The 20086-nt window shown below is 71.6% G+C and carries 17 protein-coding genes and 2 pseudogenes; 11 read left to right on the forward strand and 8 right to left on the reverse strand.

Going from position 1 to position 20086, the window contains the following annotated elements; all coding sequences use genetic code 11:
• Positions 1-60: 60 nt before the first annotated feature.
• On the reverse strand, positions 61-912 hold the full coding sequence (locus ABZS37_RS06305) for a peptidase M23 (protein ID WP_355166090.1): 852 nt from the start codon (positions 910-912) through the stop codon (positions 61-63).
• A gap of 420 nt (positions 913-1332) precedes the next feature.
• On the opposite strand from ABZS37_RS06305, the gene ABZS37_RS06310 reads away from it, so the two are divergent.
• The 6 genes and pseudogenes from ABZS37_RS06310 to ABZS37_RS06335 all read left to right on the forward strand — a co-directional run bounded on the left by ABZS37_RS06310 (position 1333) and on the right by ABZS37_RS06335 (position 6980).
• The gene (locus tag ABZS37_RS06310; RefSeq protein WP_355166092.1) at positions 1333-2253 is read left to right on the forward strand and encodes a PAC2 family protein; all 921 of its coding nucleotides are present in this window, start codon (positions 1333-1335) and stop codon (positions 2251-2253) included.
• A 37-nt stretch (positions 2254-2290) separates the two neighbouring features.
• A complete protein-coding gene (locus tag ABZS37_RS06315; protein WP_355166094.1) occupies positions 2291-3088 on the forward strand; it encodes an exodeoxyribonuclease III in 798 nt (265 codons plus the stop codon).
• Positions 3078-3245, forward strand: a pseudogene (locus tag ABZS37_RS06320) (antibiotic biosynthesis monooxygenase); the annotation flags it as partial. The gene ABZS37_RS06315 and the pseudogene ABZS37_RS06320, both read left to right, overlap by 11 nt.
• Before the next feature lie 31 nt (positions 3246-3276).
• Positions 3277-4959, forward strand: a complete 1683-nt coding sequence (locus ABZS37_RS06325) for a recombinase family protein (RefSeq protein ID WP_355166096.1) — start codon at positions 3277-3279, stop codon at positions 4957-4959.
• Between the two features lie 173 nt (positions 4960-5132).
• On the forward strand, positions 5133-5348 hold the full coding sequence (locus tag ABZS37_RS06330; protein WP_355166098.1) for a hypothetical protein: 216 nt from the start codon (positions 5133-5135) through the stop codon (positions 5346-5348).
• Positions 5349-6104: 756 nt separating this feature from the next.
• On the forward strand, positions 6105-6980 hold the full coding sequence (locus ABZS37_RS06335) for an alpha/beta hydrolase (RefSeq protein ID WP_355166100.1): 876 nt from the start codon (positions 6105-6107) through the stop codon (positions 6978-6980).
• A gap of 146 nt (positions 6981-7126) precedes the next feature.
• Here ABZS37_RS06335 and ABZS37_RS06340 read toward each other — a convergent pair whose 3' ends face one another.
• Together ABZS37_RS06340 and ABZS37_RS06345 are read right to left on the reverse strand one after the other, a co-directional pair.
• The gene (locus tag ABZS37_RS06340) at positions 7127-7768 is read right to left on the reverse strand and encodes a class F sortase (protein WP_355166516.1); all 642 of its coding nucleotides are present in this window, start codon (positions 7766-7768) and stop codon (positions 7127-7129) included.
• 79 nt (positions 7769-7847) lie between these two features.
• Positions 7848-8540, reverse strand: coding sequence for a hypothetical protein (locus tag ABZS37_RS06345; RefSeq protein WP_355166518.1), 693 nt, complete (start codon positions 8538-8540; stop codon positions 7848-7850).
• 208 nt (positions 8541-8748) lie between these two features.
• Between ABZS37_RS06345 and trmB the strand changes: the two genes are divergently transcribed.
• Both trmB and ABZS37_RS06355 read left to right on the forward strand, forming a co-directional pair.
• Positions 8749-9378 carry a tRNA (guanosine(46)-N7)-methyltransferase TrmB gene (gene trmB / locus ABZS37_RS06350; protein ID WP_355166520.1) on the forward strand — a complete coding sequence of 210 codons (630 nt, stop codon included), beginning with the start codon at positions 8749-8751 and terminating at the stop codon, positions 9376-9378.
• An 88-nt stretch (positions 9379-9466) separates the two neighbouring features.
• A complete protein-coding gene (locus tag ABZS37_RS06355) occupies positions 9467-11980 on the forward strand; it encodes a DUF3516 domain-containing protein (RefSeq protein WP_355166102.1) in 2514 nt (837 codons plus the stop codon).
• Positions 11981-12248: 268 nt separating this feature from the next.
• Here ABZS37_RS06355 and ABZS37_RS06360 read toward each other — a convergent pair whose 3' ends face one another.
• Complete coding sequence (locus tag ABZS37_RS06360) at positions 12249-12968, reverse strand: MBL fold metallo-hydrolase (protein WP_355166104.1); 720 nt, start codon at positions 12966-12968, stop codon at positions 12249-12251.
• Between the two features lie 110 nt (positions 12969-13078).
• On the opposite strand from ABZS37_RS06360, the gene ABZS37_RS06365 reads away from it, so the two are divergent.
• From ABZS37_RS06365 to ABZS37_RS06375, 3 genes are all read left to right on the forward strand, one after another.
• A complete protein-coding gene (locus ABZS37_RS06365; protein WP_355166106.1) occupies positions 13079-13657 on the forward strand; it encodes a TetR/AcrR family transcriptional regulator in 579 nt (192 codons plus the stop codon).
• Positions 13658-13854: 197 nt separating this feature from the next.
• Positions 13855-14499 (forward strand): hypothetical protein, encoded by a 645-nt coding sequence (locus ABZS37_RS06370; protein WP_355166108.1) that lies wholly within the window; start codon positions 13855-13857, stop codon positions 14497-14499.
• Between the two features lie 329 nt (positions 14500-14828).
• Positions 14829-15737, forward strand: coding sequence for a hypothetical protein (locus ABZS37_RS06375; RefSeq protein WP_355166110.1), 909 nt, complete (start codon positions 14829-14831; stop codon positions 15735-15737).
• 240 nt (positions 15738-15977) lie between these two features.
• Here the strand turns inward: ABZS37_RS06375 and ABZS37_RS06380 are convergent, their stop codons facing one another.
• The 4 genes and pseudogenes from ABZS37_RS06380 to ABZS37_RS06395 form a co-directional block, all read right to left on the reverse strand.
• Positions 15978-16925, reverse strand: a complete 948-nt coding sequence (locus ABZS37_RS06380) for an iron-siderophore ABC transporter substrate-binding protein (RefSeq protein WP_355166112.1) — start codon at positions 16923-16925, stop codon at positions 15978-15980.
• 239 nt (positions 16926-17164) lie between these two features.
• A pseudogene (locus tag ABZS37_RS06385) lies at positions 17165-17929 on the reverse strand (ABC transporter ATP-binding protein); the annotation flags it as partial.
• A 19-nt stretch (positions 17930-17948) separates the two neighbouring features.
• The gene (locus tag ABZS37_RS06390) at positions 17949-19049 is read right to left on the reverse strand and encodes an iron ABC transporter permease (RefSeq protein WP_355166114.1); all 1101 of its coding nucleotides are present in this window, start codon (positions 19047-19049) and stop codon (positions 17949-17951) included.
• Entirely contained in the window at positions 19046-20086 is a 1041-nt protein-coding gene (locus ABZS37_RS06395; protein ID WP_355166116.1) for an iron ABC transporter permease, read from the reverse strand. Before ABZS37_RS06395 ends, ABZS37_RS06390 begins: the two co-directional genes overlap by 4 nt.

Consider the following 20086-nt stretch of genomic DNA (forward strand, 5'->3'; position numbering starts at 1 on the left):
GCAACACATGTACCCGGGACGCGACAGCCTCAACCTCGACCGTCCATAGTGGGCGGTAGGTTACCGTCCCGCCGGCACGATGGCGTCGACGACCCGGTCAGCCCGCCATTCGTGCTGCTGGTAGTGCTCGGGGTACGCGGAGACCTGCACCGCCTGAGCAGCGTCGGTGAGCCGCATCCGCTCCCAGCCGGGCACCTGCTCCAGCGCGGCGAGGAACTGCCGGGTGGCGAACTCGGGCTCCATGAGCCGGCCCACCGGGCCCCAGCCACTGCTCGAACGCTGCTGGAACAGCCCAACCGAGTCGTGGTCCCAGCCCACGCCCTGGTGCGGGTAGTTCTGCGACTCGGGCAGCACACCGCTGGCCACGTTGTAGAGGTTGCTCTCCTGCATGGCGGTGGCCACCGCGATCACCAGAGCTCGGCGGGGCACCCCCATCGTGCGACCGGCGCGGACGATCGCCTCCGCGTTCTCCATCTGGTCCTCGTCCAGCCCGGCGACGGGCGCCGGGTCGGTCGGGAGCGCCGCGGCGGTCTTGCGGGCCTGCGGGGTGGTGTCCGGGTCTGCCGAGGTCGCGCTGGCGGAGGGAGTGCTCGAGACGGCAACGCGCTCAAGGTCACGGGACGCGCGCTGCTGCTCGGCGCGCTGGAGCAGCTCCGAGCTGTTGGCGAGCGAGTCGACCGGGGCCGCCCCACCGCCGCTCTCGTCGCGGACCTGCACGACGGCGGCCAGGCCGAGGCAGCAGACCACACCGGTGGCGAGGGCCACCTGCGCCCGGCGTCGACCGGTCAGGTCCCGGGCGTACGCCAGGAGCCGACTCGCGGCGGTTGTCCGTTCGGTTGAGGTGCCATCCTCCGTATCGGCAGTAGGGCTGCTCGGGGCGTACGGGTCGTCGAGGGTGCCGTCGTCACGCATCAACCGAGGCTAGGCAGGGGGAAACCCCGATCACGCACGGTGATCACGTGGCGCTCGCCACAGATTGGACCCTTGCTGGTGGACGACCCGGGCGGGTCCACCAGCCCAGGGAACGTACCTCGCGTACCGGATGAAGCTGGCGTCGCACGCAGGCCGGCACGGCTGGCGACAGGCCCGGACATCGAACCCCCCGGCCTGACATGATCGACAAACTCGGCCTTTGGGCCGAACCGCCCCTCGGCCGATCGGTCGACCGAACCGGCCTGGCGGCGTAATCGGGTAATTGGTCCGGTCATGGCCATCCTCCGGGCGACGGATCGCCCGGCGCAGGAATGCGCCAGGATGGCGGGTACGTTGCCCGAACGGGTGCCCTCCGTCGCGTCGGCACCCCGCAGGCACATTTCAGGGAGGTCCGCACCGGTGCTCGACCCACACGAGCTCTACCAGCTCACCGACGATCTGCCCGACCTCGGGCAACCGGTCCTCATCCAGGCCCTCACCGGGTTCGTGGACGCCGGCAACGCCAGCCGGCTGGCACGCGAGCAACTGCTCACCTCGCTGGAGGGCCGGCCGATCGCCACCTTCGACGTCGACCAGCTCTTCGACTACCGGTCGCGGCGACCGGTGATGACCTTCGTCGAGGACCACTGGGAGAGCGTCGACGCGCCCAAGCTGGAGCTGCACCTGCTGCAGGACGACGACGAGACCCCGTTCCTGCTGCTCACCGGCCCCGAGCCGGACCTGCAGTGGGAGCGTTTCGTGGCCGCCGTCGCCGGGCTCGCCGCCCGACTGGACGTCCGGCTCACCGTGGGGCTCAACTCGATCCCGATGGCGGTGCCGCACACCCGACCGACCGGGGTGACCGCGCACGCCACCCGCCCCGAGCTGATCGCCGGGTACGAGCCCTGGCTGCAACGCGTCCAGGTGCCCGGCAGCGTCGGTCACCTGCTGGAGTTCCGCCTCGGCGAGCAGGGCCGCGACGCGCTGGGCTTCGCCGCCCACGTGCCGCACTACGTGGCGCAGACCGAGTACCCGGCCGCCGCCGAGGTGCTGCTCACCTCGGTGTCGCGCAGCACCGGGCTGCTGCTGCCCGGCGACGGGCTCCGCTCGGCCGCCGAGGTGGTTCGAGTGGAGATCGACCGGCAGGTCGCCCAAACCGAGGACGCCGCCGCCCTGGTCCAGGCCCTGGAGGAGCAGTACGACGCGTTCGCCCGGGGTCGCGGCGAGAAGAGCCTGCTCGCCGCGGACGCCGGCCCCCTGCCCACCGCCGACGAACTCGGCGCGGAGCTGGAACGGTTCCTGGCCGAACAGACCCGTCCCGGCGACACCCCGGGCAGCTGACCGGGCGTCGCGGGGGCGGATGCGGCAGGCTGGGGGCATGCGCCTGGCGACCTGGAACGTGAACTCGGTGAAGGCCCGGCTGCCCCGGCTGCTGGAGTGGCTGGCCAGCACCGGGCCGGACGTGGTCTGCCTGCAGGAGACCAAGTGCCCGGACGGCGCCTTCCCCGTGGCCGAGGTGGGCGAGCTGGGCTACACCGTGGCCAGCCACAGCGACGGCCGGTGGAACGGGGTGGCCATCCTGTCCCGGGTCGGCCTGACCGACGTCCGGGTCGGGTTCACCGGTGAGCCCGGCTTTCCCGAGCCCGAGGCTCGGGCCATCTCCGCCACCTGCGACGGGGTGCGGGTCTGGTCGGTGTACGTGCCCAACGGCCGGACGCCGGACGACCCGCACTACGCGTACAAGCTGGCCTGGTTCGCGGCGCTGCGCGACGCGTTGGAGGCAGAGCTGGCCGGTGGGCTGCCGTTGACCGTCAGCGGCGACTTCAACGTCGCTCCGACCGACGCCGACGTCTGGGACCCGGCGGTCTTCACCCACTCCACGCACGTCACCCCCGCCGAGCGGGCGGCCCTCGCGGCGCTGCGCGACCTGGGCCTCGACGACGTGGTTCCCACCCCGATGAAGGGGCCACACCCCTTCACCTACTGGGACTACCGCGCCGGGATGTTCCACCAGAACAAGGGCATGAGGATCGACCTGGTGTACGCCTCGGCGCCGTTCGCCCGTGCGGTCCGCTCGGCGTACGTGGACCGGGAGGCCCGCAAGGGCAAGGGCCCCTCCGACCACGCCCCGATCGTGGTCGACGCCGACCTGGTGCCGGTGGTCGAGGCGTTCTGAACTCGCTGTCCCCGCCGGTAGCGGCGCGGAGTTGGAGAAGCGGTTCGCCGCCCGGGCCGGGACGGTGGAGAACTCCCCCGGCTTCCTCGGCTTCGAACTGCTCCGGCCGGTGGCCGGCGAGACCCGCTACTTCGTTTACACCCGCTGGGAGACCGAGGGTTCCCGCCTACGCCGATATAGTCCGCCGTATGTCCCCCTTTCACCAGTACCGAGCGGGCAGCTACGTCCGCCAGTCCAATAAGAAGGCAGGCGGGTCGGAAGCGTCTCCCGCCACGCAGAGCACTGCGAACCGCACCCGCATCGACCAGATGGGCGCGACCTTCGTCGACGAGTACGCCGACATAGGACTAAGCGCCTTCAGCGGGATCGAGCGCCCCCAGTTTGACCGGCTGATCGCCGACTGCCACTCCGGCCGCGTGAACCTGATCGTCGTCTATTACATGTCCCGCTTCTCGCGGGCCGACCCCCTCGACGCTATCCCCGTCGTGACCGACCTCCTGAACCGAAACGTGACGATCATCAGCGTGACCGAGGGCGAGTTCCGTAAGGGCAACCTTATGGACCTAATCCACCTGATCATGCGGCTCGACCAGGCGCACAACGACTCGAAGAACAAGAGCGATGCGGTACGCGGGGCGAAATCCGTTGCCCGGGAGTTGGGCGGGTACGTCAGCGGCAAGCCGCCGTTCGGCTTCGCCCTGCGGCCCGAGAACCGGGTTACCGCCGACGGCCGCCCCGTCAGGGTGCAACTTCTCGCCGAGCACCCCGACGAAGCCCCGGTCGTGCGCCGCATGGTCGCGCGGATGCTTGACCCGGAGAACCCGACCACCGTGAACGGTCTCGTGACCGAATTGAACGCCGACCGGGTCCCGACCCGGGGCGTCACCGTCGGGAAGATGCACTCGGACAGCATCTGGCGGCCCCGCACGCTCCATCGCATCCTGCGTGACCCGAGGATCGCGGGATACGCGGCCGAGATCGTCTACGTCCCCCGGCCGGACGGCAGCCCGAGTAAGCGGATCGACCACTACCGGATCTCTCGCGACGAGAACGGCGTTCCGGTCGTGGCGCATCCCGAGATTGTCGCGCCGACCGACTGGTTTGCCCTACAAGCCCGCTTGACCGGCGCGACCCACAAGACGCCGTACGCCGCGCCCGCGCCGTCCCTACTGTCGGCCCTCCTCCTTTTCTGCGAGTGCGGATCCCCCAAGTCGTCGCACCGGAACGAGCGTCTCAGCTACTACTCGGTCTATGCCTGTACGCGTGTCCACGGTCTCGCCCAGCCCGGCCAGCATTCCGGCGGCTGCACGATCTCGCAGCGTTCCCTAGACGACTATGTAGCCCGCCGGATCTTCGCCCTGATCGCTACGGCCGAGGACGACCCGGAAACGCTCGACGTCCTGGCGGAAGCTACGCGCCTATTCGGCCTCGCCAGTATCGACCCGGCCGCCGCCGCCCAGCGAGGGGCCGTGGCCGGAGAGTTGGACGAGGCGAAGCGGTCACTCGACGAGCTATACGACGACCGGGCCGCGGGCGCGTACGGGAGCGAGATCGGGCAACGCCGGTTCCGTGCCGCCGCCCAGTCGCTAGACGCTCGCATTGTGGCGCTGACCGCCCGGCTTACGGAGATCGACGCCGCCGCTACGCCCACGCTTCCGATCGAGCAATGGCTAGCCGAGCCTGGCGACGACCCGATCGGGCCGGGGTCTTGGTGGGCGGGCGCGTCGCTGGCCGAGCGGCGGGCGTTCGTCGCGATCTTCGTCCGGCGGATCACGATCACGAAGGCCCCGGCACGTGGCTACCGCCCGTCGATCGAGTCCCGTGTCTCGGTCGACTGGGTCGGTACGCCCGCGACCGCCACGACTGCCTAACCCATCCCCACTAAACAGGCCCCGGCCGAGCGATTCCGCCGCCGACCAGGGCCCTAACGGCACTTCGGAGGTTCCGCTGTGTCCAACCCTAACCATCACTCTGTCGCCTACCTGGCAGGCCCCGAACGTGCCCCCTCGCCGCCGCTTTCGCCGCCCTGGTCGCCGCCGGCTACTTGGTCACCACTGCGACCGCAGCCGATCCGGCCGACGCTGACGACCTCGTCGCCCTGGTCGCCGACGACATGGACGCCGCCCGCGCCGCTGACGTCGTCGTGATACTGCCCGAGGCCGAAGACTTCCCCGAGCCGGTCTACGCCGTGTTGTTCGGCGTACCGGTCGTGACCCTGGCCGACGTTCCGGCATACCTGCGTCGCCTGGCCGTCGCATGAACCACACCGAACGCGCCGAGGGCACGTTGCTGGTCCTGATCCTGCTCGTTGTGGGCGCTGCGGCCGGCTGGGCGAGCTTTAGCCACGTGCACGCCTGGACGATAGCGAACAGGCCCGCCGGGACGCCGGAAGCCTTCGGCTGGGTCAACGCGTGCGTAAGCGAGTTGGTCCCGGTGGCGTCGCTGCTGGAAATCCGGCGGCGTCGGGCGGGCGTGCCAACGGGGTACCCGCTCGCCCTCTTAGTCGGGGCGGCGTGCCTGTCGCTCGCCGCTCAGCTCGCCGTGGCGAAGCCGGGTGTCTCGGGCTGGCTAGTCTCCTGGAGTTCGAGGTGGCCCTGCACGTCCCCCAGCCCTAGCCACCCCCCCCAAGCCGTGAGACGCAAACGAAGCCCTCGCGGGTTGATCGACTCCACTTCGGCGATGTCGATCAAGCCCTCGGGCAATAGCCCGGGATTGATACGCCCACCCGCCACGGCCGGTCAAGTGCCTGAGTCCAGTGCGCGTCGAGTATGCGGTTCGCCATGAACAACTCCATTGCCTTGGAGATCGGCTCATCGATTTGCACCTCGACCCCCGTTCGACCGGATGACTGAACCCTGGTCACAAGGGTCCCGCGCCGCCGCAAAATCGGGCCCAACTGAATGTTTCCGTTGATAGCGTCGAAGCGGCCCGAGCGGTAGCCGGCCACCAGTCGCCCTGCTTGCCGGCACAGGCCGTTCGCGCCGGGCGGTCCCAGGAAGGTGCGGGGGTTCCGGCCATGTTCGACGGCTTCGAGGAATTCGACATCGACACGCCCGGCGCGACGATCCACGGACGCCGAGGCGGAAGTGGGCCGCCCGTTCTGCTGCTGCACGGCATCCCCGAGACGCATCTCATGTGGCACCAGGTCGCGCCACGGCTCGCCGAGAACTACACCGTCGTCGCCACCGACCTGCGGGGCTGGGGCGACAGCGGCAAACCGCCCAGCACTGCGGATCACGAGCCGTACAGCATGCGCGCCATCGCCCGCGACCAGGTCGAGGTGATGCGGAGTCTGGGCCACGAGCAGTTCCGACTCGTCGGCCACGATCGTGGGGCCCGCTGCGCATACCGTCTCGCGCTGGACGAACCGGACGCTGTCGCTCGGCTGGCCGTGATGGACGTGGTGCCCATCGGCGACGTCTACAACCGCGCCGACAAGACGTTCAGCCTCTCCTACTGGGTCTGGTCGTTCCTGGCGGCACCGGCGCCGGTGCCCGAGCAGTTCATCGACGCGGCGCCGGCGGTGCTCGTCGACTTCATGCTCGACACCTGGCCCGAGGTGAAGGACGCCTTCCCCGCCCCGGTACGGGCGGCGTACGTCAAGCAGTTCAGCGACCCCGCCACCGTGCACGCGATCTGCGAGGAGTTCCGCGCCGCCGCGACGCTGGACTATCAGCAGGACGAGGCGGATCGAGGGAGCCGGAAGATCACTTGCCCGGTGCTGTTCCTCTGGAGCCAACGCGGCCAGGTCGCGAAGCTCTACGACGACCCGCTCGCGATCTGGCGCGAGTGGGCCGACGACGTGCGCGGCGAGCCGGTCCCGGTCGGGCATTTCATCCCAGAGGAAGCCCCCGACGAGACCACCCGCCAGCTCCTGGCGTTCCTGAGCTGACGCCGGACCGACCTGCGGGCACCCCGGTTGATCCACTCGGGTTCAGCGACACCGGGGTGTCCGGGGTCGGCCCGACACCGCGACATCAATGATCCCGAGTCGATCAAACCCAGCGGACGGCTCAGCCGGCCTGGCCGGGGTCGGTCTCAGGACTTGCGGGAGGACTGGAGGGTGGCGAAGGCGATGACGTTGTCGGCGTAGCCGGTGCGTCCGCCGACGAACTGGCCACCGCAGGTGATCAGCCGCAACCCGGGCGGCCCGTCGTGGCCGTAGATCCGCTCGCCGGGCAGTTGATCCTTCGGGAAGTGCTCGACGGTGTCGACCTTGAACACCACCACCGTCTTGTCCGCCCGGGCCACCTCGATCAGGTCGCCGGGGTGCAGCTTGCCCAGGTCGTAGAAGACCGACGGGCCACTCTTGGTGTCCACGTGCCCGACGATCACCGCCGGGCCGGGCTCGCCGGGCGTCGGACCACGGTCGTACCAGCCGGTCTCGTTGTGCCGCTCCAGCGGCGGTACGGCGATCGAGCCGTCCCGGGCCTGCCCGACGGGCGCCACCGGCGCGGCGATCTTGATCGCCGGCACCGAGAGTCGCACCGGGCGACTGGCCGACATCCCGACCGACTCGCTGCGGGGCGGCCGGTCACCGCCAGCCGGGGCCAGGTCGAGCGGGCCGACCGAGCGACCCAGGCCCGCCCCGGTGGCGAAGACGCCGGCCAGCACCAGCACCACGGCCAGCGGCACCGACCAGGGGCTACGGCCAGGAGGACGGCTACGCCGAGGCGTCACGGCGGTCGGCGGGCGAGCAGCCACCGCCGGGCGATCGGAGGCCGGCGGTGGCGTGGGGCGGAAGATCTCCACGGCGGGCTCAGTTGCGCGCAGCGGCACGGACGGAACGCGGCCGGCGCAACGCCACCACGGCGAGGATCAGCCCGGTGATGGTCAGCGCCGCGCCGCCGGGCAGCAGCAGCTTGCTGGTCATTCCGCCGGAGCCCCCACCGAAGCCGGTGGCCGGGCCGCGACTGGGCTGGGCCGGAACCTTCTTGACCACCTGGAGCATGGTCGAGGCGGTCTCACCGTCGCGGCACTCCAACTTGACCCGGTAGTTGCCGGGGCGGGTGCGCTCGCGCACCATCGGTGCGGCGGTGAGCACTCCGCGCTGCGGCTGTACGCCGACCGCGCCGAAGGCGTCGGAGACCACGGTGGCGCCCACCGAGTTGTCCCGGCAACTGGCCCGGATGCCGACCAGGTAGCCGGGCTGCACCGTGCTGGGGCTCACCTCGACGAAGACATCCACCGGCGGCGCCGGCTGGGGCGCGCCCCCCGGAGGGCCTTCGGGCTGTGGGGCGGGTGCGACACCGGCAGGCTGGAGAGCGCCGGGCGCCCGGAGCACGAGGCCGGCGGGCTGGATCGCGGATACGGGAGCGGCCCGGACGGTGGACGCGGCATGTGCGGGGGCGGCGGCCAGGGGCGCGGCGTGTGCCGGGGTGGCTGCCAGCAGGGGGCCGGCGAGCACCGCTATCACCGACAGGGTCACGCCGCCACGGGTCACTGCCACGATGCCCCCTCTCGACGCCGTGCGGCCGTGTCGGGCAGCGGAGCACCCGACCTGCCGTACCAGTTGGATCCTCTCATTTCCGGTCGCACATCACATCCGATCCGCCGGCGAGGTCGCGTACGCTCGGGTCGCTGTGACCGCCACCGACCATGACCCCGCTGTCCTGCCCGCGAGCCGGCCGATCCGCACGTTCCACCCCCGCCGGGGTCGAATGAGCGACCGGCAGACCGACGCGCTGGGCCGGCTCTGGCCCGCGTACGGCCTGGATGTGCCGGACGGGCCGGTCGTGCCCGTCGACCTGGCCGACCTGTTCGGTCGCCGGGCGCCGGTGGTGCTGGAGATCGGCTCGGGCATGGGCGACAGCACCGCTGCGATGGCTGCCGCTGACCCGGATCGAGATTATCTGGCGGTCGAGGTGCACACGCCGGGAATCGCCAACCTGCTCGACCTGGTGGACCGCGGCGGCCTGAGCAACGTGCGGGTGGCTGAAGGCGACGCGTTGTTCCTGGTCAGCGGCTTGCCGGAGGGCGCGCTGGACGCCGTACACATTTTCTTTCCCGACCCGTGGCCGAAGGCCCGCCACCACAAGCGCCGGATCATCCAGCCGGCGCACGTGGCGCTGCTGCGGTCCCGGCTGCGGCCCGGCGGCGCGCTGCACTGTGCGACCGACTGGGCCGAGTACGCCGAGGCGATGCGCCGGACCCTGGATGCGGACCCGGGGTTGGTGGACGCGTACGGCGGCTTCGCGCCGCGTCCGGCGCACCGGCCGGTGACGAAGTTCGAGCGGCGGGCGATCACGGCTGGCCGGCCGGTCGCCGACCTGCTCTACCGCCGACGGTGACCGGCGGGGCGTCCGCGACGCACGGACGGGGGTCCGGCGGAGGCCGGGTTGGCGCGCGGGGGCATGATCCAGGCACCATGGACAGGCTATGACGCTCACCGCCGCGCTGCCGACAAGCGCCGACCCCGACACCCTCTTCGACGCATTCGCCAGCTGGGCGAAGGAGCGCGGCCTCGACCTCTACCCTCATCAGGAGGAGGCGGTCATCGAGATCGTCTCCGGCGCCAACCTGATCATGAACACGCCCACCGGCTCGGGTAAGAGCCTGGTGGCGATCGCCGCCCACTTCACGGCGCTCGCCGACAGCCGGACAACCTTCTACACCGCGCCGATCAAGGCGTTGGTGTCGGAGAAGTTCTTCGCCCTCTGCGAGGTCTTCGGCGCCGAGAACGTCGGCATGCTGACCGGCGACGCCAGCGTCAACGCCGATGCGCCGATCATCTGCTGCACTGCCGAGATCCTGGCCAACCTGGCGCTGCGCGAGGGCGTGAAGGCCGACGTCGGCCAGGTGATCATGGACGAATTCCACTTCTACGCCGAGCCGGACCGGGGTTGGGCCTGGCAGGTGCCGATCGTCGAGCTGCCGCAGGCCCAGTTCATCCTGATGTCCGCCACCCTGGGGGACACCACCCGGTTCGTCGACGACCTGACCCGGCGCACCGGGCGGCCGACCGCCGTCGTCCGCACGGCCGAGCGGCCGGTCCCGCTGATCTTCTCGTACGCCATGACGCCGCTGCACGAGACGCTCGAGGAACTGCTGGAGACCAAGCAGGCCCCGGTGTACGTGGTCCACTTCACCCAGGCCGCCGCGCTGGAACGCGCCCAGGCGCTGACCAGCGTCAACGTCTGCACCCGCGCCGAGAAGGACATGATCGCCGAGGCGATCGGTGGTTTCCGGTTCACCGCCGGCTTCGGCAAGACACTCTCCCGGCTGGTCCGGCACGGCATCGGCGTGCACCACGCCGGCATGCTGCCCAAGTACCGCCGACTGGTGGAGACCCTCGCCCAGGCCGGCCTACTCAAGGTCATCTGTGGCACCGACACCCTCGGCGTCGGCATCAACGTGCCCATCCGCACGGTGCTGTTCACCGGCCTGTCCAAGTACGACGGGGTCCGCACCCGGCTGCTCAAGAACCGGGAGTTCCACCAGATCGCCGGACGAGCCGGCCGGGCCGGTTACGACACCATCGGCCGGGTCGTGGTGCAGGCCCCCGAGCACGTCATCGACAACGAGAAGGCTCTCGCCAAGGCCGGCGACGACCCGAAGAAGCGCCGCAAGGTGGTCCGCAAGAAGCCACCGGAGGGCTCCATCGGCTGGGGTCAGCCCACCTTCGACCGGCTGGTCGACGCCGAGCCGGAGCCGCTGACCTCCAGCTTCCAGGTCAGCCACTCGATGCTGCTCAACGTCATCGGCCGGCCCGGGGACGCGTTCACCGCCATGCGGCACCTCCTCACCGACAACCACGAGGAGCCTGCCGCCCAGCGCCGGCACATCCGCCGGGCGATCGCCATCTACCGCGCGCTGCGCGCCGGTGGTGTGGTCGAGGAGCTGCCCGAGCCCGACGAGACCGGCCGGCGGATCCGACTCACCGTCGACCTCCAGCTCGACTTCGCGCTCAACCAGCCGCTCTCCCCCCTCGCGCTGGCCACGATCGAGCTGCTCGACGCCGAGTCCCCGTCGTACGCCCTGGACGTCCTCTCGGTGATCGAGTCGATCCTCGACGACCCCCGGCAGATCCTCTCCGCGCAGCAGTTCAAGGCGCGCGGCGAGGCGGTCGCCGCCATGAAGGCCGAAGGCATCGAGTACGAGGCCCGCCTCGAACTGCTCGACGAGGTGACCTACCCGAAGCCCCTCGCCGAGCTGCTGGAGGCCGCGTACGAGATGTACCGGCAGGGGCACCCCTGGGTCGCCGACCACCAGCTCTCCCCCAAGGCCGTGGTCCGCGACATGTACGAGCGGGCGATGACCTTCACCGAGTACGTGCAGTTCTACGGGCTGACCCGCTCGGAAGGCCTCGTCCTGCGCTACCTGGCCGACGCGTTCAAGACGCTGCGGCAGACCGTGCCCGAGGACGCCAAGACCGAGGAGCTGATCGACCTCATCGAGTGGCTGGGCGAGTTGGTCCGCCAGGTCGACTCCAGCCTGATCGACGAGTGGGAGCGGTTGCGCAACCCGTCCGACGTGGCCGAGGTGGCCCAGGCGCACGCTGCCCTGACCGACCGGCCCCCAGCGGTGACCCGCAACGCGCGGGCGTTCCGGGTGCTGGTGCGCAACGCGCTGTTCCGCCGCGTCGAGCTGGCCGCGCTGCGCCGCTGGGACCTGCTCGCCGAATTGGACGCTGGCGACGGCTGGGACTACGACGCGTGGGCCGAGGCACTCAGGCCCTACTTCGAGTCGTACGACTCGATCGGCGTCGGACCGGACGCCCGGGGCCCCGCGCTGCTCATGATCGAGCAGGGCCGGGAGCGGTGGACCGTCCGACAGATCTTCGACGACCCGGACGGCGACCACGACTGGGGCATCAGCGCCGAGATCGACCTGGCCGCCTCGGACGAGATCGGCGCGGCGGTCGTTCGAATCACCGACGTCGGCCAACTCTGACAGCAGTTTCCGGTCCGGTCCGGCCTTTGTCCGTACCGGACCGGACCTAGCTGGCCCGCTTCCGGGCCGGCCTTGTCCGTGCCGGCGGTCCTAGCCGGCCAGCTTCCGGTCTGGGCCGGGCCGGACGGTCCTAGCTGGCGCGCTTCCGGTCCGGTCTGGTCCGGACCGGACCGGACCGGACCGGTCTTAGCCGGCCCGCTTCCGCTGCGGTGACCAGGCTCGGCACGACGACCAGGCTCGGCACGACCGCGCGCGGTGGGCGCGCCGGTCAGCGGGCCTGGGCGACCGCCTTGATCCGGCGCACCGCCTCACCGGTGCCTCCGTTCCACGGGGTGCCGTGGCCGGGAAGGATCCACGTCGCCCGCAGGTCCTCGATACGGGCGAGTGAGGCAAGCGCGAGCGCCGGGTCGTCGGTGAACGGCGCCGGCTGCGGACCCTGCTGGCCGGTCAGCACATGTCGGGTGGTGAGCGCGTCGCCAACGAACACGGCGTCGGCGATCGGCACGTGCACCGCGATGCTGCCGGGCGAGTGGCCGGGCATCCCGATGACGCGCGGAGCGCCGGGCAGGTCGAGCACCTGACCGTCCTGCACGGCGACCACCTCGCTGAGGTAGGTGGTGCGCAACCCGCCCTTGCGGCTCGCGTACCAGAGGAAGCCGGCCATCGCGCCCACCTTGAACGTCCCGAAGGGCGCCTTGGACTTGACCTCGCCGCGGGCGCGGGCGGCGTCCGCGCTGTGCACGTAGACCGGTACGCCGTGATCGCGCCGGAGCCGCTCGGCAAAGCCGATGTGGTCGGTGTCGCCGTGGGTGAGGATCAGGCCCCGGACGTCGGCGAGCGAACGACCCATGGCGGACAGCTCCGCGACCAGGTCGGACCAGTGACCGGCGAGGCCGGCGTCCACGACGGTCACACCCTCCTCGGTTTCGATCAGGTAGGCGGCGACGATGTCGTTGCCGATGCGGTGCAGGTGTGGCCCGAGCTTCATGCTGCCTCCCGAAGTGACGTCACGTTCTGATAGCTACGATACATAGCCATGATGCCTAAGGGCCATAGCTATCATGGTGACGGTCGTCGCCCACCCGGAAGGAACACCGCATGCCGACCCCCGACCGAACGTCCCTCGCCGACATCGTCACGGCTGCCCGCCACATTCTGGAGTCGCAAGGGCTCCCGGGGCTGACCATGCAGGCGGTCGCCGAGCGGGTCGGCGTACGCGCGCCCTCCCTGTACAAGCGGGTCCGCAACCGCGACGCTCTGATCCGGCTCGTCGCCGAAGCCAACGTCCGCGATCTGGGCGAGCGGCTCAGCGCCGTCGACGGCAGCGGCGATCCAGGCAGGGACCTCGGAGAGATGGCCCGCGCCTTCCGCGCATTCGCCCACGCCCACCCGGCCGGCTACCACCTGATCTTCGCCAACGGCCCCGAGGAGACCCGCCCCAGCCTCGACACCCTCACCCTGGCCAGTGCCCCCGCCCTGCGCGTCGCCGCCGACCTCGCCGGGCCCGAGCATGCCCTGGCGGCCGCCCGCACGTTCACCGCCTGGGCCAACGGCTTCATCAGCATGGAACTCGCGGGCGCCTTCAACCTCGGCGGCGACCTCGACGAGGCCTTCGAGTTCGGCATCAGCCAGCTGACCGCCGCCCTGACGGCCGTCGAACCGCCCCGGGCCGGGTAACCCTCGCAATCCCAGCCCGCGGAGCGCGGCGGCGGCCGGCACTGGCCTCATTCCCTGGCGGCGCCGTCGAGGCGCGGAAGGCGCACTGCCAAGAACCCCGAAGCGGGCAACTTCGGACCCCCAGATTCGCTGGGCGATGTCAGAGGTGTCGATTAGAATGTATGTACTAATCGAGTTCCTGACCTGGGAGGACGCCCGTGACCGCGCCCGCCTCCACGCCCCTCACCCCCTACGCCACACTGCTCGGTTTCACCCGCTACGTCGACCGCACCGGCCCCACCAAGGCGACCTTCGTGGGCGGGCTGCGCAAGCAGCGAGCCAGCCGGTCCGGCTTCAACCCGCACGGCCAGTTCGTCAAGGCGCTCAAGGCCGACATCGCCTTCCACACCGGCGGCTCGCACCTGACCGGGGTGGTCGACGTGGTCAAGCCACGCTGGCGCCCGCTCTACCAGGCGCTCGTTCCCGGCGCCATGGCCTGGCTGCACTCCCTCGGCGAGCCGGCCGCCGTCGATCTCGCCCAGACCCGCGACGCCCTGGCCATGCTGGGCGACCTACCCGTCAAGATCAATCCCCACTTCGGCGTACGCCACGCCGACGGCCGCGTCGAAGCGGTCCGCCTGCACTTCGACGAGACCCCACCGAGTGAGGAGTCGGTGCTCGCCACCCTGCACCTGATGGCCCGGCACATGGACGCGGTGCTCCCGCACGCCGAGCCAGTCCTGGTCGACGTCCGCCGCGGCCAGGCACATCGCATGCCCACCGCCGCCAAGCCCGAGCAGATCGAGCAGTGGCTGGCCGGCGAAGCCGCCGCCTTCCGCGCCATCTGGTCCACCGCCGCCTAACACCTACGCACCCACCACCTAACCGTTCCCCCAACCCGCCGCCCCGCCGACCTCGCCCCACCGACCCGCCGACCCTCGGCCCCGACCCGCCCACCCGGCGCGCCGGCCCGCCCACCCGCCGGACCCGACCCGCCGGACCCGCCGAACCCCGGCCCCCTCTCAAGATCACGCTCGATCCAGGATGTAGTGGCCTTGCTTTCTCGGGAGGCCACTACATCCATGTTCGAGCGCGATCATGGGGACGACGGGTGTGCACCCGCGCCGAAGCGCGGTCGGGGGTTATCCACAGGGGCGGCGTGGCACGAGGGTGATCGGTCAGCCTGGAGCCCATGCCGAAAGCTCCTCGACGGCCGCCGCAGTTACGCGGTCGGATCTTCCGTGGCTCGATCGCCGTCTCGCGCGGTCTGCTGACCCGAAACGACCTGCGCAGCTCCGCGTGGCGGCCGCTCTTCCGGGACGTTTACGCCGATGCCCAGGTCAAAGTCACACACAGACTCAGGTGCGCCGCCGTCGGGCGCTGGCTGCTCCCACCCGGCGCGGCCCTCGCCGGACGCGCGGCGGCGGCGTTGTACGACTGCGCGACACCGGGCCCGAGCGAGCCACTCGACGTGCTTGTGCCAAACGACGTCCGGATTGGGCCGACCGCCGGCCTTCGGATCCACCACGGGGAGATCGATCCCGGCGACACGGTGAACAGGGCAGGGCTCAGGGTGACCAGCCCGGCGCGGACCTGCTGGGATCTCGCCCGTTGGCTCGATGTGGTCGAGGCGGTGGTCGTCATCGACACCATCCTGGCCAGCCGCCTCACACACGTATCGGCCTTACGCGAGTACGCGCTGAGCCGGGCCGGTCGGCGGGGCTGGCGGTCCCTGCTGCGTGCGGTCGACCTGGCCGATGCCGGCGCGGAGTCACCTCAGGAGTCCCGAACACGGGTGCGTTTGGTACTCGCCGGCCTGCCCAGACCCCAGACGCAGTGGGTCGTGGCCGACCAGGGTCGGTTCGTGGCCCGGCTTGACCTGGCCTGGCCAGAGCTCAAGGTCGCGGTGGAGTACGACGGGCTCTGGCACGACGATCCCGAGCAGTTCCACCGGGACCGCCGACGGCTCAACCGACTGCTCGGCGGCGAGTGGATCGTCCTGCACGTGACTGCCAAGCGCCTCCGGGAGGACTTCGAAGGATTCCTCGCCGAGGTCAAGGCCGCCCTGCGAGCGCGGTCCCACTCGCCCGCGCAACGATGATCGCGCTCGAACATGGAAGTAGTGGCCTCCCTCGACGAGGGAGACCACTACTTCCTGGATCGAGCGCGATCATGGCCGGCGCGCGCGGCAGCGCCCGGCGCGCGCGGCAGCGCGCGGGACCCGGGCCGGCGCGCGGGACCCGGGCCGGCGCGCGGGACCCGGGCCGGCGCGCGGGACCCGGGCCGGCGCGCGGGACCCGGCCAGCGGCGCGGGACGCGGCACGGGCGCGCGTTGGGGGTGTCAGGCGGCGGGGAGGTACTTGGTCAGGTCGTCGAGGATCTTGTTGGCGGCGCCGACTCCGATGCCGGTCATCCAGACCTCGTCGGAGACGGGGTACGCCTTGCCGGCCTTGACGGCGCTGAGGCCCTTCCAGAGGGTCCCGCCGGCCACCTTGGTCTGCTCGGCAGCGGCCTTGTCACCGTAGGCGGTCACGAAGATGACGTCACCGTCGACCTCGTTGATCCGCTCGGGGCTGACCATGTCGAAGCGCTTGTCCTCCTTGGCGGCGAGCAACTGCCGCTCGGGGCGGCCCAGACCGGTGTCGCCGATCACGATGCCGGAGAACGAGTCGGGGCCGTACACCCGGATGTTGCCGGGCAGGAACCGCACGATCGACACCTTGCGCGCGGCGGCGTCGCCGAGGGTGGCGCCGAAGTCCTTGGCCCGCTTCTCGTACGCGCCGAGCAGGTCCTTGGCCTGCTGCTCGCGGCCGAGCGCCTTGCCGTCGAGGAGGAAGTTCTCCTTCCAGGTGATGCCCACCTTGTCGGTGAACACGGTCGGCGCGATGGCGGCCAGCTCGTCGTAGAACTTCTCCTGGCGGAACTTGCTGCCGAGGATGAGGTCCGGCTTCAGCGCGTTGATCGCCTCCAGGTCGGGCTCGGTGAGCACTCCGACCTCCTTGATGCCGGCGAGCTTGTCCGCGCCGAAGTAGGTCGGCCAGCTCTTGGCCTCACCGGCGGTGGCGGCGCCGACGGGCGTGATGCCCAGCGAGAGCGCCGTGTCGATCTTGTCGGTGTCCAGCACCACCACGCGCTTAGGCTCGGCCGGGACCTTGGTGGTGCCCATGGCGTGGGTGATCTCCCGGGTCTCCCCGGTGGTGGAGCCGGCGACCGGGTCGCTCTCACCGCAGGCGGTGAGTCCGACGCCGAGGGCGGCGGCCGCGGCGAGAGCGGCGACGAGACGACGCATCAGAGTCCTTTCGAGGGATACGAGCCGGCGAGCGGGGTAGCCGCGTCGCCGGTGGGGAGTCGGGCGTCCGGCACGGACGCGTCCGACGAATCCGAGCCGCCCGCGGCAACCGGCGGGACGTCAGGTCCGCCAACGCCGACAGGCGCGACGACCGACGGAGCCGCGCCAGAAGACGCGACGACCGACGGGGCCGCACTGGAGGGCGAGGCGGCGGCCGGGGCGGAGTTGCCGCCGGTGTACGCGGGCACCACCAGCGGCACCCCGGTCACCGGGCAGGGCACGACCACGCAGGCCAGCCCGAAGACGTCGCGGACCAGGTCGGCGGTGAGGATCTCCCGGGGCGGTCCGGCGGCCACCACGGCACCGTCGCGCATAGCGACCAGGTGGTCGGCGTAGCGGGCGGCCTGGTTCAGGTCGTGCAGCACAGCGACCACCGTGCGGCCCCGCTCGGAACGCAGCCGGTGCAGGAGGTCCAGCACCTCCACCTGGTGGGCCAGGTCGAGGAAGGTGGTCGGCTCGTCGAGCAGCAGGGCGTCGGTGTCCTGGGCGAGCGTCATGGCGATCCACACCCGCTGCCGCTGACCGCCGGAGAGGCTGTCCACCGGCCGGTCGGCCAGGTCGGTCACGTCGGCCAGGGCCATCGCCTGATCCACCGCCGCGCCGTCCTCCGACGACCACTGCCGCCACCAGCGCTGGTAGGGCTGCCGGCCGCGCCCGACCAGGTCCGTCACAGTGACGCCCTCGGGGACCAACGGGCTCTGCGGCAGGACGCCGAGGCGGCGGGCCACCTCCCGGGTCGGCAGGTCACGGATGGCGCTGCCGTCCAGCAGCACCGTGCCCCGGCGCGGGGTGAGCAGCCGGGCCATCGTGCGCAGCAGGGTGGACTTGCCGCACGCGTTCGGCCCGACGATCACGGTGAACGCGTCGGTCGGCAGGTCCAGGTCGAGCCCGTCGAGCACGGTCCGCTCGTCGTAGCCGACGACCAGGTCGCGGGTGGAGAGCATCACACGACTCCTTGAGACGTCACGACGACCGCCGCCGTCCGCGCAGCAGCAGGAAGATCAGGTACGGGCCGCCGATCGCGGCGGTCAGCACACCGGCGGGTAGTTGGGTGGGTGCGAACAGCCGCCGGCCGGCCAGGTCGGCCAGCACCAGCAGGAGCGCGCCGAGCAGCGCCGCGCAGACCAGTGGCGGCCGTTCGGCCCGTACCAGTCGGCGGGCCACCTGCGGGGCGACCAGCGCCACGAAGTCGACGGCGCCGACCTGGGCGGTGACCATCGCGGCGACGACCACACCGGTGCCGGCCAGGCCGATCCGGCGGGCCACCGGGCGCAGCCCGACGCCCCGGGCGGTGTCGTCGTCCAGGGCGGTGCTGTTCAGCGCCCAGCCGGCCCAGGCGAGCACCGGGAGCAGCACCAGCAGCGTGCCGGCGATCCAGGCGGCCTCGGTCCAGCCCTTGCCCGCCAGGGTGCCGATCAGCCAGATCTGCGCGCGCAGCCCGTCGATCGGGTCGGCGGTGAGCATGACCACCTCGGTGAGCGCCCGGAACGCGAAGGCGACCGCCACACCGGCGAGCACGAACCGCTGCGCGGCCAGCCCGTGCCGGGCGCCGAGGGCGAACAGCAGCACCGCCGCGAGCAGCCCGCCGACCAGCGCGGTGGGCGCTACCAGCACGGCGGACATCCCGGTGGTCAGTGCCACGGTGGCGGCGAGGCCGGCGCCCTGGGTGATGCCGATGACGTCCGGGCTGGCCAGCGGATTGCGGGCAACGCTCTGGATCAGGGTGCCGGCCACGCCGAAGGCCGCGCCGGCCACCGCGGCCAGCACGATCCGTGGCAGCCGAAGTTCAAAGACAACCAGGTCGTACGGGGTGCCGGCACCGGAGAGGGCGCGCACCACGTCGGCCGGGGCGACGTACGGGGTGCCCAGCGAGAGACTGAGCACGACGGCCAGAAGGAGGAGCACGGTCAGCACGGCGGCCACCAGCATCGCGCGGCGGCGGATCAGCAGGCTGACCGGGCCGATGCGCAGCAGCGACCGCCCGGGCAGCCGCGCGCTGGCGACGCCGGACGTCGTGACGCCTCCGGTGGCCGAAGGACGGGACTGGCGGTGGGTGGTCGTCACGCGGTCACCACCCGGGCGCGGCGGACCAGCACGGCCAGCAGCGGCGCACCGATCAGCGCGGTGACGATCCCGGCCGGTATCTCGCCGGGCGGGGCGACGAGCCGGCCGACGATGTCGGCGCCGAGCAGCAGCGCCGGCCCGAGCAGGGCGGAGACGGCGAGGGTCCAGCGGTGGTCCGCGCCGACCAGGGCGCGGGCGAGGTGCGGTACGGCCAACCCGACGAAGGCGACCGGCCCGGCCGCCGCCACCGCGGCCCCGGTCAGCAGCACCGCGGCGAGGCCACCGCCGAGGCGGACCCGGCCGATCCGATGGCCGAGGCCGCGGGCCACGTCGTCGCCGAGGGCCAGCGCGTCCAGACCTCGAGCCACCAGGGCGCCCAGCACCAGCCCGGTGAGGACGAAGGGCAGCACCTGCGCGGTGACCGACAGGTCCCGGCCGGCCAGCCCGCCGACCACCCAGAACCGGTACTCCTCAAAGGTGCGGGCGTTGATGCTGAGCAGCGCGTACACCCCGGAGGCCAGGCTGGCGTCGAGCGCCGCGCCGACCAGCGCGAGGGTGACCGGACTGGCGCCCTCGCGGGCCCGGGTGGCGATGGCGAAGACCAGCAACCCGGCGATCAGTGCCCCGGCGATGCCGAACCAGACGTACCCGGCGAGCGTGCCGATGCCGAAGACGGAGATGGCGAGCACCACACCGAACGACGCGCCCGCGCTGATGCCGAGGATGCGGGGCTCGGCGAGGGGGTTGCGGGTGAGCGCCTGGAACAACACGCCGGCCACAGCGAGCGCGAGCCCGACGGCGAGGCCGAGCGCGGTACGCGGCATCCGCAACTCACGGACGATGGTGCTGGCGTCGCTGCCGTCCGGCGCGACAAGTGCGTGCCAGACCTGGTCGACCCCGAGTTGCCGGCTGCCGAGCGCGAAGCTGGCCAGCACGGCGAGCAGCAGCACCAGCGCGGACCCGACGGTGACGGTCACCCGACGCCCGGTGCGGGTGCTGGCCCGACTCCGGGTCGGCCGGCTGGCGAGGGTGGTCAC

Source organism: Micromonospora sp. NPDC005413 (assembly GCF_040606435.1).
Classification (GTDB): domain Bacteria; phylum Actinomycetota; class Actinomycetes; order Mycobacteriales; family Micromonosporaceae; genus Micromonospora.

Excerpts from the sequence above, each read along its gene's own strand:
- ABZS37_RS06305 (WP_355166090.1), bottom strand. The coding sequence starts at position 912 with ATGCGTGACGACGGCACCCTCGACGACCCGTACGCCCCGAGCAGCCCT.
- ABZS37_RS06315 (WP_355166094.1), top strand. The coding sequence starts at position 2,291 with ATGCGCCTGGCGACCTGGAACGTGAACTCGGTGAAGGCCCGGCTGCCC.
- ABZS37_RS06325 (WP_355166096.1), top strand. The coding sequence starts at position 3,277 with ATGTCCCCCTTTCACCAGTACCGAGCGGGCAGCTACGTCCGCCAGTCC.
- ABZS37_RS06335 (WP_355166100.1), top strand. The coding sequence starts at position 6,105 with ATGTTCGACGGCTTCGAGGAATTCGACATCGACACGCCCGGCGCGACG.
- trmB (WP_355166520.1), top strand. The coding sequence starts at position 8,749 with ATGAGCGACCGGCAGACCGACGCGCTGGGCCGGCTCTGGCCCGCGTAC.
- ABZS37_RS06355 (WP_355166102.1), top strand. The coding sequence starts at position 9,467 with ATGACGCTCACCGCCGCGCTGCCGACAAGCGCCGACCCCGACACCCTC.
- ABZS37_RS06360 (WP_355166104.1), bottom strand. The coding sequence starts at position 12,968 with ATGAAGCTCGGGCCACACCTGCACCGCATCGGCAACGACATCGTCGCC.
- ABZS37_RS06365 (WP_355166106.1), top strand. The coding sequence starts at position 13,079 with ATGCCGACCCCCGACCGAACGTCCCTCGCCGACATCGTCACGGCTGCC.
- ABZS37_RS06375 (WP_355166110.1), top strand. The coding sequence starts at position 14,829 with ATGCCGAAAGCTCCTCGACGGCCGCCGCAGTTACGCGGTCGGATCTTC.
- ABZS37_RS06380 (WP_355166112.1), bottom strand. The coding sequence starts at position 16,925 with ATGCGTCGTCTCGTCGCCGCTCTCGCCGCGGCCGCCGCCCTCGGCGTC.